At 73.7% G+C, this 14,224-nt stretch carries 13 protein-coding genes; 5 read left to right on the top strand and 8 right to left on the bottom strand.

Translation table 11 applies throughout. The features are described from left to right. The first annotated feature begins 11 nt into the window (after positions 1-11). The 4 genes from CO540_RS29100 to pgl all read left to right on the top strand — a co-directional run bounded on the left by CO540_RS29100 (position 12) and on the right by pgl (position 5,002). The gene (locus CO540_RS29100) at positions 12-1,586 is read left to right on the top strand and encodes a glucose-6-phosphate isomerase (RefSeq protein ID WP_099164388.1); all 1,575 of its coding nucleotides are present in this window, start codon (positions 12-14) and stop codon (positions 1,584-1,586) included. 50 nt (positions 1,587-1,636) lie between these two features. Continuing rightward, positions 1,637-3,151 (top strand): glucose-6-phosphate dehydrogenase, encoded by a 1,515-nt coding sequence (gene zwf / locus CO540_RS29095; RefSeq protein ID WP_099164387.1) that lies wholly within the window; start codon positions 1,637-1,639, stop codon positions 3,149-3,151. Continuing rightward, positions 3,148-4,164: a glucose-6-phosphate dehydrogenase assembly protein OpcA gene (locus tag CO540_RS29090; RefSeq protein ID WP_091573404.1), complete on the top strand. Its 1,017-nt coding sequence runs from the start codon at positions 3,148-3,150 to the stop codon at positions 4,162-4,164. Before zwf ends, CO540_RS29090 begins: the two co-directional genes overlap by 4 nt. Positions 4,165-4,231: 67 nt before the next feature. Continuing rightward, positions 4,232-5,002 (top strand): 6-phosphogluconolactonase, encoded by a 771-nt coding sequence (pgl, locus tag CO540_RS29085; protein WP_099164386.1) that lies wholly within the window; start codon positions 4,232-4,234, stop codon positions 5,000-5,002. Positions 5,003-5,066: 64 nt separating this feature from the next. Here pgl and CO540_RS29080 read toward each other — a convergent pair whose 3' ends face one another. The 8 genes from CO540_RS29080 to rapZ form a co-directional block, all read right to left on the bottom strand. Further along, positions 5,067-5,411 carry an RNA polymerase-binding protein RbpA gene (locus tag CO540_RS29080; protein WP_091573402.1) on the bottom strand — a complete coding sequence of 115 codons (345 nt, stop codon included), beginning with the start codon at positions 5,409-5,411 and terminating at the stop codon, positions 5,067-5,069. Between the two features lie 130 nt (positions 5,412-5,541). Continuing rightward, positions 5,542-5,802: a preprotein translocase subunit SecG gene (gene secG / locus CO540_RS29075; protein ID WP_099164385.1), complete on the bottom strand. Its 261-nt coding sequence runs from the start codon at positions 5,800-5,802 to the stop codon at positions 5,542-5,544. Between the two features lie 95 nt (positions 5,803-5,897). Beyond that, a complete protein-coding gene (gene tpiA / locus CO540_RS29070) occupies positions 5,898-6,689 on the bottom strand; it encodes a triose-phosphate isomerase (RefSeq protein ID WP_098748182.1) in 792 nt (263 codons plus the stop codon). Next, the gene (pgk, locus tag CO540_RS29065; protein WP_099165012.1) at positions 6,690-7,940 is read right to left on the bottom strand and encodes a phosphoglycerate kinase; all 1,251 of its coding nucleotides are present in this window, start codon (positions 7,938-7,940) and stop codon (positions 6,690-6,692) included. 5 nt (positions 7,941-7,945) lie between these two features. Further along, entirely contained in the window at positions 7,946-8,950 is a 1,005-nt protein-coding gene (gene gap / locus CO540_RS29060; RefSeq protein ID WP_099164384.1) for a type I glyceraldehyde-3-phosphate dehydrogenase, read from the bottom strand. Between the two features lie 264 nt (positions 8,951-9,214). Continuing rightward, entirely contained in the window at positions 9,215-10,195 is a 981-nt protein-coding gene (whiA, locus tag CO540_RS29055; protein WP_018788213.1) for a DNA-binding protein WhiA, read from the bottom strand. A gap of 54 nt (positions 10,196-10,249) precedes the next feature. Next, positions 10,250-11,251, bottom strand: coding sequence for a uridine diphosphate-N-acetylglucosamine-binding protein YvcK (yvcK, locus tag CO540_RS29050; RefSeq protein WP_099164383.1), 1,002 nt, complete (start codon positions 11,249-11,251; stop codon positions 10,250-10,252). Then, on the bottom strand, positions 11,248-12,156 hold the full coding sequence (rapZ, locus tag CO540_RS29045; protein WP_371682253.1) for an RNase adapter RapZ: 909 nt from the start codon (positions 12,154-12,156) through the stop codon (positions 11,248-11,250). Before rapZ ends, yvcK begins: the two co-directional genes overlap by 4 nt. A gap of 226 nt (positions 12,157-12,382) precedes the next feature. On the opposite strand from rapZ, the gene recQ reads away from it, so the two are divergent. Continuing rightward, positions 12,383-14,224 (top strand): DNA helicase RecQ, encoded by a 1,842-nt coding sequence (gene recQ, locus CO540_RS29040; RefSeq protein ID WP_099164382.1) that lies wholly within the window; start codon positions 12,383-12,385, stop codon positions 14,222-14,224.

Here is a 14,224-nt window from a genome sequence, read left to right as displayed (position 1 = left end):
GAGGTGGCAACGTGAGCGACCTGTTGGCCGGGCCGGCGGACATCGCCGCCGGCCTGGCCGTGCACGGCGCGGACGCGGTCGACCGGTCCGCGCGCGCCGCGCTGGTCGCCCACGACGTCCCCGCGCGGCTGGCCGCCCAGGACCCGGCCCTCTGGGGCCCCGGGGCCGAAGCGGCGGCGCGCGCCCGGCTCGGCTGGCTGGACACCCACTGCCGCAGCCGCGACCTGCTCCCCCAACTCGCCGAGTTGACCGCCGAGCTGGGCGACCTGGACCACGTGGTGCTCGCCGGCGACGCTGACCTGACGCTCGCCGCCGAGGTGATCGCCGGCTGCCTGGACCGGCCGCTGACCGTCCTCGACACCGCCGACCCGGGCCCGGTCCGCGCGGCCGTGGCCGACCGGCCGGCGCGTACCGTGCTGGTGCTCGCCGCGCGGCACGGCCTGGACCGGACCGCCGACGCGCACCTGCGGGTCTGGCGCGAGGCCTGGGACGACTCCGGGCCGGAGGCCGCCCGGCACGTCGTGGTGGTCACCGCGCCCGGCTCCCCGCTGGAGGCGCTCGCCGACGAGCTGGGCGCGGTGGTGATCCCGGCCGATCCGGAGGTGGCCGGGCCCTGGACCGCGCTCACCGCGTTCGGCCTGGTCCCGGCGGCGCTCGCGGGCGCGCCGGTGATCGAACTGCTGGACGAGGCGGCGGCGCTGGCCGGCGCGCTCGACCGGGACCGGGACAATCCCGGCCTGGCGCTGGGCGCGGCCCTGGCCGGGGCGGCGGAGCACGGTCGGGCCACCGTCGCGCTGGTGCCCGACGGCACCGGCCTCGACGGGCTGCGCCACTGGGCCGCCGCGCTGCTCGCCGAGGCGACCGGCGGGCGCGTGCTGCCGGTGGCGGCGGAATCCCCCGACGCTCCCGGCGCCACCGGGGCGGGCGTGCTGACGGTCGGCCTCGGCGGGGCCCTCGGCGCGGGCGTCGGGCCCGGCGTCGCCGCCGACGTCGCGGTCAACGGTCCGCTCGGCGCCCACTTCCTCACCTGGGAGTACGCCGCCGCGGTCGCCGCCGCGGCGCTGCGGGTCGACCCGTTCGCCGAGCCGGCGGACCCGGCCGGCGACGACGAGCCGGCGCCGGACGCCGGGCCGCCGTCGTCCGTCGAGGGCGCGATCGAGGTGTACGCCCCGACCGGCGCGCCCGCCGACCTGGCCGGCGCGCTCCGCTGGCTCTGCGCCGGGCTGGGCGAGGACGAGCACCTCGCCGTGACCGCCTACCTCGACCGGCGGGCCGACGCGGCGGTGACCGGGCTGCGCCCGCTGCTGGCCCGCGCCACCGGTCGACCGGTCACCCTCGGGTGGGGGTCGCGTCGCCCGGGCGTCACCGACGCGCGCGGCCGGCATCTGCTGATCACCGGTGCGGTCACCGATGATCTGCCGGTGCCCGGTCGCCCGTACACCTTCGCGGAACTTCAGGCGGCCCGGGCCGCCGGCGACCGGCGGGCCCTGGCCGGCCGGGAGCGACCGGTGCTGCGACTGCACCTGACCGAGCGGGCGGCGGGCGTCGCCCAACTGCTGGATACGGCCGGACGGACACGCACGTGACGATCAATGACCTGGAATCGACCGACCGAGATGCAGGAGGAGGTGGCCCGGTGAACCCACTGCGCGACCCCCAGGACCGGCGGCTGCCGCGGATCCCCGAGCCGTGCGCCCTGGTGATCTTCGGGGTCACCGGGGACCTGGCCCGGAAGAAGCTGCTGCCGGCGGTCTACGACCTGGCCAACCGGGGGCTGCTGCCGCCCGGTTTCGTGGTCCTCGGCTTCGCCCGCCGGGACTGGGGCGACGGGGACTTCGAGTCGGTCGCCCACGACGCGGCCAAGAAGCACGCCCGCACCCCGTGGCGGGAGGAGGTGTGGGCCCGCCTGGCCGGCAACATCAAGTTCGTCGGCGGCTCGTTCGACGACGACGCCGCGTTCGACCAGCTCGCCGGCACGCTGGACGAGCTGCGCGACTCGCACGGCATCGCGGGCAACGCCGCCTTCTACTTCTCCATCCCGCCGGCGGCCTTCCCGGTGGTTCTCAAACAGCTCGCCCGCACCGGCATGGCGGACAACGCGAAGTCCGGCGGCTGGCGTCGGGTGGTGGTGGAGAAGCCGTTCGGCAACGACCTGCCGTCGGCCAAGGCGCTCAACGACCTGGTCGACGACGTCTTCACCAGCCAGGACGTCTTCCGGATCGACCACTACCTGGGCAAGGAGACGGTCCAGAACATCCTCGCCCTGCGGTTCGCCAACAACCTGTTCGAGCCGCTCTGGAACTCCAAGTACGTCGACTCGGTGCAGATCACCATGGCCGAGGACGTCGGCATCGGCACCCGGGCCGCGTTCTACGACTCCGTCGGCACCGCCCGCGACGTGCTCCAGAACCACCTCCTCCAGCTGCTCGCGCTGGTGGCCATGGAGGAGCCGACCAGCTTCGACGCCGACGAGATCCGGGCCGAGAAGCTCAAGGTGCTCAAGGCCATCACGGTCCCCCGGGACGTCTCCCGGGACACCGTGCGCGGCCAGTACCTGCCCGGCTGGGTGGGCGGCGAGCGGGCCAAGGGCTACCTGGAGGAGGAGGGCGTCCCGGAGGGTTCCACCACCGAGACGTACGTGGCGGTGAAGCTGGGCATCCAGAACCGGCGCTGGGCCGGGGTGCCGTTCTACATCCGGGCCGGCAAGCGGCTCCCCCGCCGGGTCACCGAGGTGGCCATCATGTTCAAGAAGGCGCCGCACCTGCCGTTCAACGCCGCGGACATGGAGTCCCTCGGCCCCAACCAGCTCGTCATCCGGGTGCAGCCGGACGAGGGCGTGGTGCTGAAGTTCGGCTCCAAGGTGCCGGGCACCACGATGGAGGTCCGCGACATCGCGATGGACTTCCAGTACGGCGAGGCGTTCACCGAGTCCAGCCCGGAGGCGTACGAGCGGCTGGTGCTGGACGTGCTCATCGGCGACCGGACGCTGTTCCCCGATGCCGCCGAGGTCGAGCAGAGCTGGCAGGTGGTCGACCCGCTGGAGCACGCCTGGGAGGGCACGAAGCCGGAGCCGTACCGGGCCGGCGAGTGGGGCCCCCGGGCCGCCGACGAGATGCTGGCCCGCGAGGGCCGGGCTTGGAGAAGAGCATGATCGGGTTGTGGGACACCACCGGCAACGAGGTGGTCAAGGCGCTGGCCGCGGAGCGACGCAGCGCGGGCGGGGTGGCCAGCGGCATGGCGCTCACGCTGATCGTCGTGGTGGACGAGAAGCGGGTCCGGGAGGCCGAGGCGGCAGCCACCATCGCCGCCGCCGCGCACCCCTGCCGGCTGCTCGTGGTGGTCCGCTCCGACGTCGAGCGGGACCGCAACCGGCTGGACGCGGAGATCGTCGTCGGCGGCCGGCTCGGGCCGTGCGAGGCGGTGGTGACCCGGATGTACGGCCGGCTCGCGCTGCACGCCGAGTCGGTGGTGATGCCGCTGCTGGTGCCGGACGTGCCGGTGGTGACCTGGTGGCACGGCGAGCCGCCGGAGGAGATCGCCACCGACTTCCTCGGCGTGGTGGCCGACCGGCGGATCACCGACTCGGCGCAGGCCGCCGACCCGATCGCCGCGCTGAAGCAGCGGGCCCACGACTACGCCCCGGGCGACACCGACCTGGCCTGGACCCGGATCACCCCGTGGCGCACGCTCGTCGCGGGCGCGTTCGACACCACCCAGGCCCGGGTCACCGAGGCGACGGTGGTGGCGCCCCGCACCGACCCCACGGCGGCACTGATGCGCGGCTGGCTCAACGCCCGCCTCGGCATCGACCCGGCCTGGGAGCACACCGACGAGTTCCCGCGGATGCGGGAGGTGCAGCTGCGCTGCGCCAACGGCGACGAGCTGACGCTGACCCGGGACGACAGCATCGCCGTCTTCCGCCGCACCGGGCAGGAGGACCGGACGCTGCCGCTGGTCCGTCGGCCGCTCGGCGACGAGCTGGCCGAGGAGCTGCGCCGGCTCGACGCCGACCAGGTGTACGCCGAGGCGCTCGGCGCGGCGGCCGGCCTGGCCGGGCTGGACCAGCGCCCGGCGCAGCGGGTGCACGTGTGGAAGGACCCGGCGACCGCCCGACGGGCCGAGGCCGGCGTGACCGCGCACGCGGGCGCGACCGCGAACGAGTGACCGCCCGGACCGGGCGGTCGGACAGCACAGGTGACCGCCGCGGGGCGGTCGGACAGAGAGCACACGGATGACTGAGGCGAGTGTCGCCGTACACGCCGACCCCGACCTGCTGGCGCAGGCGGTGGCGGCCCGGTTGGTGGTGAAGCTGCTCGACGCGCAGGCCGAGCGGGGCCAGGCGTCGGTGGTGCTGACCGGCGGGCGGATCGCCGCGGCGGTCTACCGGGCGGTCGGGCAGCTGCCCGCCCGGGACGCCGTGGACTGGTCCCGGGTCGACGTGTGGTGGGGCGACGAGCGGTTCCTGCCGGCCGGCGACCCCGAGCGCAACGAGACCCAGGCCCGGGCGGCGCTGCTGGACGCGGTGCCGCTGGACCCGACCCGGGTGCACCCGATGCCGGCGTCGGACGGTCCGGCCGGCGACGACCCGGAGGCGGCCGCCGCCGGGTACGCGCGGGAGTTGGCCGCCGCCGCCCGGCCGGGGCACGCCACCCTGCCCCACTTCGACGTGCTGATGCTCGGCGTGGGCGAGGACGGGCACGTGGCATCGGTGTTCCCGGAGCACCCGGTGCACCACGACAACCGCCCGGTCAGCGCGGTGCGGGGCAGCCCGAAGCCGCCGCCGGTGCGGACCACGCTGACGCTGCCGGCGATCAACACGGCCGAGGAGGTGTGGCTGGTCGCCGCCGGGGCGGACAAGGCGCGGGCGGTGGGCATGGCGCTGGCCGGGGCCGGATCCCGGCAACTGCCGGCGGCGGGGGTGCGGGGTGTCTCCCGTACCCTCTGGCTGCTGGACCGGGCGGCGGCGGCCGACGTGCCGCCCCGCGCGCGCAGCCTCCGCTGAGCGGTAAGGAAGGGCCCCTTCTTAACGCCTCCGGTAGAGAAGGGGCCCTTCTTAACACCTGGGCTCAGGCGCGGCCGCGACGGCGGCGCAGCGCGGCGAGGGCCTCGGCGAGCAGCGCCTCCCCCTCTTCCGGCGTGCGCCGCTCCTGCACGTACGCCAGGTGGGTCTTGTAGGGCTCGGCGCGGGTGCGGCCCGGCGGGTTGCCCGGGTCGGGGCCGGCCGGCTCGCCGCAGCGGGGGCAGTCCCACGAGGCGGGCGTCTCCGCCTCGGCGGCGATCAGGAACTCGACCCGGTGCCCGTGGCGGCACCAGTAGACGACCGGCCGGCGCGGCGCCGGTTCGGTGCGCTGGTCGAAACGCTCGGGGGCGGACCCGATCCGGGTGCCGCGGATGACGTTGTTGCTGGGCACGGTTGCTCGCTCCCTGTCGTCGGAGGGGACCGGCGCCGGAGGGGGTCGGCGCCGGGCGACGGGCGGAGAAACAAAACTGCGCGCGGTCCGTGACGGACCGCGCGCAGATTGTACGCTTCTCGGCGCTCGCTCAGGTGCCGCTGCTCATCTGGAGCCGGAGCCAGAGCCCGATCCCGACGATGCACGCGAACCAGACGATCCCCACCAGGACGGTGTAGCGGTCGAGGTTCTTCTCGGCCACGGACGAACCGGCCAGGCTGGAGCTGACGCCGCCGCCGAACATGCTCGACAGACCGCCGCCCTTGCCACGGTGCAGGAGGATCAGCAGGGTGAGCAGGACGCTCGTGATGACCAGCAGCGTGATCATCGTGTAGGCGAACCAGATCGGCATGGCGGGGGTCAGTCCTCTCGTTACGATCACTGCCCGGACCTGTCGGGCACGGCGGCACCGACCACTGGACGGGCAGCGTCAAGGATAGCGAGCGATCAGCGGGCGGTGTGCTCCGGGAACCGGCAGATCTTCGCGAACTCCTCGGCGTCCAGGCTGGCGCCCCCGACCAGGGCCCCGTCCACGTCCGGCTGCGCCATGATCGCGGCGACGTTCGAGGACTTGACCGACCCGCCGTAGAGGATCCGGACCTGCTGCGCGGTCGCCTCGTCGTAGGTCTCGACGAGCCGCTTGCGCACCTCGCCGCACACCTCCTGGGCGTCCTCCGGCGTCGCCGTCTTGCCGGTGCCGATCGCCCAGACCGGCTCGTACGCCACGACGACCTTGGTGACCTGCTCGGCGGTGAGCCCCTTCAGCGCGCCGTCGAGCTGGTCGCAGCAGTGCGGCACCTGACGGAGCTGCTCGCGCACCTCCAGGCCCTCGCCGATGCACAGGATCGGGGTGAGCCCGTTCGCCAGCGCCGCCGCCACCTTCGCGTTGACCAGCGCGTCGTCCTCGTAGTGGTACTGCCGCCGCTCGGAGTGGCCGACCACCACGTAGCCGCAGCCCAGCTTGGCCAGCATCGGCCCGGCGATGTCACCGGTGTAGGCGCCCGACTGGAACGGCGACAGGTCCTGCGCGCCGTAGCCGATCAGCAGCTTGTCGCCGTCCACCGCGGTCTGCACGGTGCGCAGGTCGGTGAAGGGCGGCAGCACCACGCACTCGACGTCGGTGAGCTGCTTCTCGTTGAGGCTCGCGGCCAGCTTCTGCACCAGCAGGTTGGCCTCGAGGTGGTTCAGGTTCATCTTCCAGTTGCCGGCCATCAGCGGCCGGCGGGTGGTGCTCGCCATTCAGTTCTCCAGGGCCGCGATGCCGGGGAGGGTCTTGCCCTCCAGGTATTCCAGGGAGGCGCCACCGCCGGTGGAGATGTGCCCGAACGAGGACTCGTCCAGGCCCAGCGCCCGCACCGCCGCCGCCGAGTCACCGCCGCCGACCACGCTGAACGCGTCGGCCTTGGTGATCGCCTCGGCCACCCCGCGGGTGCCGTTCGCGAACGCCGCCATCTCGAACACGCCCATCGGGCCGTTCCAGAAGATGGTCTTCGCCTGCGACAGCGCGGCGGCGAAACCGGCCACCGTCTCCGGGCCGATGTCCAGCCCCAGCCGGTGGCTGGGGATGCCGTCGGCCGGCACGGTGTCGTGCGCGGCGTCCGGGGCGAAGGCGTCCGCGGCCACCACGTCGACCGGGAGCATGATCTTGCCCGGGGCGCGTTCCATCAGGTTGCGGCAGGTGTCCACCATCTCCGCCTCCAGCAGCGAGGTGCCCACCTCGTGGCCCTGGGCCTTGAGGAAGGTGAAGCACATCCCGCCGCCGATGAGCAGCCGGTCGACAGTGGGCAGCAGCGCCTCGATCACGGCCAGCTTGTCGGAGACCTTCGAGCCGCCCAGGACCACCACGTAGGGCCGCTCCGGGTCGCCGGTGAGCCGGCTGAGCACCTCCACCTCACGCAGCACCAGGCGGCCGGCGACGTGCGGCAGCCGCGCCGGCACGTCGTGCACACTGGCGTGCTTGCGGTGCACGGCGCCGAACGCGTCGTCCACGTACACGTCGCCGAGCGCGGCGAGCTGGTCGGCGAAGGCGCCCCGCTCGGTGTCGTCCTTGCTGGTCTCGCCCTTGTTGAAACGCAGGTTCTCCAGCAGGGCGACCTGGCCGTCGGCCAGCTCCGCCACGGTCGAGCGGGCCGAGTCGCCGACGGTGTCCTCGGCGAAGTGCACCGGGGCGCCGAGCAGCTCACCGAGCCGGCCGGCGACCGGACGGAGGCTGAACTGCGGGTCCGGCGCGCCCTTCGGGCGGCCCAGGTGCGAGCAGACGACCACCTTCGCGCCGGCCTGCACCAGCGCGCTCAGCGTCGGCAGGACGGCGCGGATCCGGCCGTCGTCGGCGATCCTTACTCCGTCCGGAGCGCCGCCTTGCGGCGCGGAGGCGGAGTCATGATCGTTTATCTCACCGGTCTGCTTGTCGAGCGGGACGTTCAGGTCGGCGCGCACCAGCACGCGCCGACCCGACACCCCCTCGGCGAGCAGGTCGTCGAGGTTGCGGATCCCTGTCACAGCGAGGAACCGACCAGCTTGACCAGGTCGACGAGGCGGTTGGAGTAGCCCCACTCGTTGTCGTACCAGCCGACGACCTTGACCTGGTTGCCGATCACCTTGGTCAGCGGCGCGTCGAAGATGCACGACGCCGGGTCGGTGACGATGTCGGCGGACACGATCGGGTCCTCGTTGTAGACCAGGACGCCCTTGAGCGGGCCCTCCGCGGCGGCCTTCAGCGCGGCGTTGACCTCGTCCACGGTGGTCTCCCGGCCGACCTCGACGGTCAGGTCGGTGGCCGAGCCGGTCGGGATCGGCACCCGCAGCGCGTAACCGTCCAGCTTGCCCTTCAGCTCCGGCAGCACCAGGCCGATCGCCTTCGCGGCGCCGGTCGAGGTCGGCACGATGTTGAGTGCGGCGGCCCGGGCCCGACGCAGGTCCTTGTGCGGCGCGTCCTGCAGGTTCTGGTCCTGCGTGTACGCGTGGATGGTGGTCATCAGACCCTTGGTGATGCCGAACGTGTCCTGCAGGACCTTGGCCATCGGGGCCAGGCAGTTCGTGGTGCAGGACGCGTTCGAGATGATGTTGTGCTTGGCCGGGTCGTACTGGTCCTGGTTGACGCCCATGACCACGGTGACGTCCTCGTTCTTCGCCGGCGCGGAGATGATGACCTTCTTGGCCCCGCCGTCGATGTGCGCCTTCGCCTTGGTGGCGTCGGTGAAGAAGCCGGTGGACTCGATGACGACGTCGACGCCGACCTCGCCCCACGGCAGCTTGCCGGGGTCCTTCTCCTCGAACACCTTGATGGCCTTGCCACCCACGGTGATCTCGTCGGCGCTGGCCTTCACCTCGTGCGGGAGACGGCCCAGGATGCTGTCGTACTTGACGAGGTGCGCGAGCGTCGCGTTGTCGGTCAGGTCGTTGACCGCCACGATCTCGATGTCAGCGCCGGACGCCAGCACTGCCCGGAAGAAGTTACGGCCGATCCGGCCGAAGCCGTTGATGCCAACCCGGATGGTCACAGGTCCCATCTCCTCGCGTTCTGGTCCGCCGGCGTCGGAGCCCGGCCGGCGGAGATTGTTCGCCGACCGGTGGAGCCGGCCGTTGACGGTTCATCTCGGCCACCCCGCCGCGGTCCCAGGAGACCAGACCGCCCGAGGCGGTGAGCACGGCGAGGGATGCCTTTGCCGGCCCCCTTGCCGTACGCAGCGACCTTATCCGAGCGCGCGCCGCCGTGCTGCGCCGGGTGGTGATCCCCCTCGCAGCTCGACGCCTCACCGGTCCTATCAGACCACGAGCATGTCGGGCGTGACGGCCGCTTCCGTATCCGGGATGCCCAGGTCGCGGGCCCGCTTGTCGGCCAGCGCGAGCAGCCGGCGGATCCGGCCGGCGATGGCGTCCTTGGTCAGCGGCGGCTCGGCGAGCGCGCCCAACTCCTCCAGGGAGGCCTGACGGTGCTCCAGCCGCAGCCGCCCGGCCGAGGTCAGGTGGTTGGGGGCGTCGTCGGCGAGGATCTCCAGCGCCCGGGTGACCCGGGCGGCGGCGGCCACCGCGGCACGGGCCGAGCGGCGCAGGTTCGCGTCGTCGAAGTTGGCCAGCCGGTTGGCGGTGGCCCGCACCTCCCGGCGTACCCGACGCTCCTCCCAGGCCAGCACGCTGGAGTGCGCGCCGATGCGGGTGAGCAGCGCGGCGATCGCGTCGCCGTCCTTCACCACCACCCGGTCCACGCCGCGCACCTCGCGGTTCTTCGCGGTGATGCCGATCCGGCGGGCGGCGCCGACCAGCGCGAGCGCCGACTCCGGCCCCGGGCAGGTGATCTCCAGCGCGCTGGAGCGGCCCGGCTCGGTCAGCGAGCCGTGCGCCATGAACGCGCCCCGCCAGGCCGACACCGCACAGCACACGTTGGCCGCCACCACGTGCGGCGGAAGGCCCCGCACCGGGCGGCCGCGCACGTCCAGCAGGCCGGTCTGCCGGGCGAGCGCCTCGCCGTCCTTGACCACCCGCACGATGAAGTGGCTGCCCTTGCGCAGGCCGCCGGAGGCGAGCACGTGGATCTCGCTCGGGTAGCCGTAGACCTCGGCGATCTCCCGCCGCAGCCGGCGGGCCACCGCGCCGGTGTCCAGCTCCGCCTCGACCACGACGCGACCCGACACGATGTGCAGGCCGCCGGCGAAGCGCAGCAGGGCCGCCATCTCCGCCCGGCGGCAGCAGGGCTTGGGCACGTCGACCCGACTCAGCTCGTCCTTGACCGCAGCCGTCATCGCCATTCCAGCGCCCCCTCAGGACCGGTTCCGGCGTGTCGCCGGTGATTACGTACGTGTCTAACGATCGGCGCCCAGGACAGGCACCAGTGCGGCGCCGAGTGCGGCCGGATCATGACGGGGCGTGCCGTCGGTGACGGCGACGGGGGCGAGGACCAGCCGGGCACCCAGCGATTCTGCCGCACGTTCGACCGCCGCGGGGTCACCCACCGCCGTGGAGTCGGCCAGCACCATGTCCACCTTCAACTCGGGCAGATAGCGCCGCAGGGTGTCCAGATGGTCGGGCAGGGAGAGCCCGGAGGTCTCCTTCTCGGCCACCAGGTTCAGCGTCACCAGCCGGCGGGCCGGGCTGGACACGATCGCGTCGGCCAGGCCCGGCACCAGCAGGTGCGGCAGCACGCTGGTGTACCAGCTGCCGGGCCCGAAGATCAGCCAGTCCGCGGCGCGTACCGCGGTCACCGCCTCGGCGCACGCGGCCGGCGCGGCCGGGGTCAGTCGCAGCGACTCCACAGTGCCCGAGGTGACCGCCACCTGGTGCTGGCCGCGCACGGTGCGCACCTCGTCCGGGTGGGCCGGGTCGACGCCGCGCACCCGGGCCTCGATGCCGACCGGCTGGCGGGACATCGGCAGCACCCGGCCGACCGCGCCGAGCATGGCGCCGGCGTGGTCGAGCGCGGCCACCGGGTCGCCGAGCAGTTCGGTCAGCCCGTGCAGCAGCAGGTTGCCGACCGCGTGGCCGACCAGCGGATCACCCGCGCCCGGCGCGACCGGCGCGGCGGGTGTCGGCGCCGGCGCGCTGGCGGCGAAGCGGTGCTGGAAGAGCGCCGCGCTGCGCCGGGTGGCCGGGTGGTCCCCGGCCAGGGCGACCAGCGCCTGGCGCAGGTCGCCCGGGGGCAGGCCGCCGCGCTCGGCGCGCAGCCGGCCGCTGGAGCCGCCGTCGTCACCGACCGTGACCACCGCGGTGATGTCCAGGTCCAGTCCGGGTACGCAGTGCCGCAGCGCCCGCAACGACGCCGAGAGACCGTGCCCGCCGCCGAACGCGACCACCCTGGTCGGGGTCATTCCCGCCCCAGGTCCCGGTGCTGCGCGTTGGCGGCGATGCCGGAGCGGCGCAGCCGGGCGGCCAACTCCTCGGCGATCGCCACGCTGCGGTGCTTGCCGCCGGTGCAACCGACGGCCACGGTCAGGTAGCGCTTGCCCTCCCGCTCGAACCCGGCCGTGGTGGCGTTGACCAGGTCGGCGTAGCCGGCGACGAACGCGTCCGCGCCCTCCTGGCCCAGCACGTACGCGCTGACCGCCTCCTCCCGGCCGGTGTGCTCCCGCAGCTCCGGCACCCAGTACGGGTTCGGCAGGAAGCGCGCGTCCATCACGAAGTCGGCGTCGGGCGGGAGGCCGTACTTGAAGCCGAACGACAGCACGGTGATCCGCAGCCGGCGGGCGTCCTCCCCGCCGAACAGCTCCTCCACCCGGCGGCGCAGCTGGTTGACGTTCAGGTGGCTGGTGTCGATGATCACGTCGGCCTGGTCGCGGGCCTCCTCCAGCAGCGCCCGCTCCACCGCGATGCCGTCGGCCAGCCGCCCGTCGCCCTGCAACGGGTGCGAGCGGCGCACGCTCTCGAACCGCCGGATCAGCACCTCGTCGTCGGCGTCCACGAAGACCACCCGGGGAGAGAAGCCACGCTCGCGCAGCTCCCGGATCGCCCCGGCCAGGTCGGTGGAGAAGGCGCGCGAGCGCACGTCCAGCACCATCGCCGTACGCCGGGCCGCGCCGCCGGCCTTGAACGCCAGCTCGGCCATGTCGAGCAGGAGCGCCTGGGGCAGGTTGTCGACCACGTAGTAGCCGACGTTCTCCAGCGCCCGCGCCACCGTGCTGCGCCCGCCGCCGGACAGGCCGGTCACCACCACCAGGGAGGTGTCCGCCTCGGTCGGCGCCGGCCGCACCGGCACCGTCTCCGTGTCGGTCGGCACCAGCTCTCCCGCCGTTCGCGCCTCGCTCACCCGCTACCCCCAGCCGTGGCGCCGCGGCCGAGCGGCCGCGCATGGTCAGTCGCCGACTCTAACGGCTACGACCCCGCCCGGGATTCCACGGGGTGACCACCGGAACAGGCGGTTGCCCGATTTGTCGGGGTACCCGTACCCGCCACACGCCCGCGCGGGACGAGGCGTTGTCGGCGGGCGCTCGTAGACTGCGCGGATGGTCTCCCCCACCGACGAGCGGACCGAGGACGCGCTGCGGGTGTTGCGCCGGGTCTTCGGCTACGACGCCTTCCGCGGCTTCCAGCAGGAGGTCGTCGAGCACGTGGTGGCCGGCGGCGACGCGCTGGTGCTCATGCCCACCGGTGGCGGCAAGTCGCTCTGCTACCAGATCCCGGCGCTGGTCCGCGACGGCGTGGCGGTGGTCGTCTCCCCGCTGATCGCGCTCATGCAGGACCAGGTCGACGCGCTCACCGCGGTCGGCGTCCGGGCCGGCTTCCTCAACTCGACCCAGGAGCCCACCGAGCGACGCCGGGTCGAGGCCGCCTACCTCGCCGGCGAGCTGGACCTGCTCTACCTCGCGCCGGAGGGGCTCGCGGTGCGGTCCACCCTCGGCCTGCTGGAGCGCGGCCGAATCGCCCTGTTCGCGATCGACGAGGCGCACTGCGTCTCGCAGTGGGGGCACGACTTCCGTCCCGACTACCTCAACCTGTCGATGCTGCACGAGCGGTGGCCGGACGTGCCGCGGATCGCGCTCACCGCCACCGCGACCCGGGCCACCCGCACCGAGATCGCCACCCGGCTCCGGCTCACCGAGGCACGGCACTTCGTGGCCAGCTTCGACCGGCCCAACATCCAGTACCGGATCGTGCCCAAGCGGGAGCCGCGCCGCCAGCTGTTGAGCCTGCTGCGCGACGAGCACCCGGGCGACGCCGGCATCGTCTACTGCCTGTCCCGGGCCTCGGTGGACAAGACCGCCGAGTTCCTGGTCGCCAACGGCATCCCGGCGCTGCCCTACCACGCCGGCCTGGACGCGCGCACCCGCGCCGTCAACCAGCAGCGCTTCCTGCGCGAGGACGGGCTGGTCATGGTCGCCACGATCGCGTTCGGCATGGGCATCGACAAGCCCGACGTCCGCTTCGTCGCCCACCTCGACCTGCCCAAGTCGGTCGAGGGCTACTACCAGGAGACCGGCCGCGCCGGCCGCGACGGGCTGCCCTCGACGGCCTGGCTGGCCTACGGGCTGCAGGACGTGGTGCAGCAACGCAAGATGATCGAGACGTCGGAGGGCGACCTGGCGCACCGGCGCAACCTCGCCGCCCACCTCGACGCCATGCTGGCGCTCTGCGAGACGGTCCGGTGCCGCCGCGCCCAACTGCTCGACTACTTCGGCGAGTCCGGCGCGGCCACCTGCGGCAACTGCGACACCTGCCTCGACCCGCCGGAGTCCTGGGACGGCACGGTCGCCGCGCAGAAGCTGCTCTCCACCGTCTACCGGCTCGACCGCGAACGCAACCAGCGGTTCGGCGCCGGGCACAGCATCGACATCCTGCTCGGCAAGCACACCGACAAGATCGACCAGCACGGCCACGACACGCTGAGCACCTTCGGCATCGGCACCGAGCTGCGCGACGCCGAGTGGCGCGGCGTGGTGCGTCAACTGCTGGCCGAGGGCCTGCTCGCGGTGGAGGGCGACTACGGCACGCTGGCGCTGACCGAGGCCAGCGCCGACGTGCTCGGCCGACGGCGCACCGTCACCCTGCGCAAGGAGCCGGAGCGGCCGCTGTCCGGCCGGGCCGCGAAGCCCCGGGGCGCGGCCACCGTCGTCGCCGACCTCTCCCCCACCGCCGCGCCGGTCTTCGAGCGGCTCCGCGCGTGGCGCGCGGCCACCGCCAAGGAACAGGGCGTGCCGGCATACGTGATCTTCCACGACGCCACCCTGCGCCAGATCGCCGCCGAGCCGCCGGCCTCGCTGGCCGAACTGTCCCGCGTCAACGGGGTCGGCGAGAACAAACTCGCCAAGTACGGCGAGGGAATCCTCGCGGTACTCGCCGACGGATGA

It is taken from the genome of Micromonospora sp. WMMA2032 (assembly GCF_002688545.1).
Lineage (GTDB): Bacteria > Actinomycetota > Actinomycetes > Mycobacteriales > Micromonosporaceae > Micromonospora > Micromonospora sediminicola.
Note: the sequence above shows the minus strand (reverse complement) of the source record. Positions and strands in the feature narration are given on the sequence as shown.

Bases quoted from the DNA above. Each gene is read 5' to 3' on its own strand.
- CO540_RS29090 (WP_091573404.1), top strand. From the start codon at position 3,148: ATGATCGGGTTGTGGGACACCACCGGCAACGAGGTGGTCAAGGCGCTG.
- pgl (WP_099164386.1), top strand. From the start codon at position 4,232: ATGACTGAGGCGAGTGTCGCCGTACACGCCGACCCCGACCTGCTGGCG.
- secG (WP_099164385.1), bottom strand. From the start codon at position 5,802: ATGCCGATCTGGTTCGCCTACACGATGATCACGCTGCTGGTCATCACG.
- tpiA (WP_098748182.1), bottom strand. From the start codon at position 6,689: ATGGCGAGCACCACCCGCCGGCCGCTGATGGCCGGCAACTGGAAGATG.
- whiA (WP_018788213.1), bottom strand. From the start codon at position 10,195: ATGGCGATGACGGCTGCGGTCAAGGACGAGCTGAGTCGGGTCGACGTG.
- yvcK (WP_099164383.1), bottom strand. From the start codon at position 11,251: ATGACCCCGACCAGGGTGGTCGCGTTCGGCGGCGGGCACGGTCTCTCG.
- recQ (WP_099164382.1), top strand. From the start codon at position 12,383: ATGGTCTCCCCCACCGACGAGCGGACCGAGGACGCGCTGCGGGTGTTG.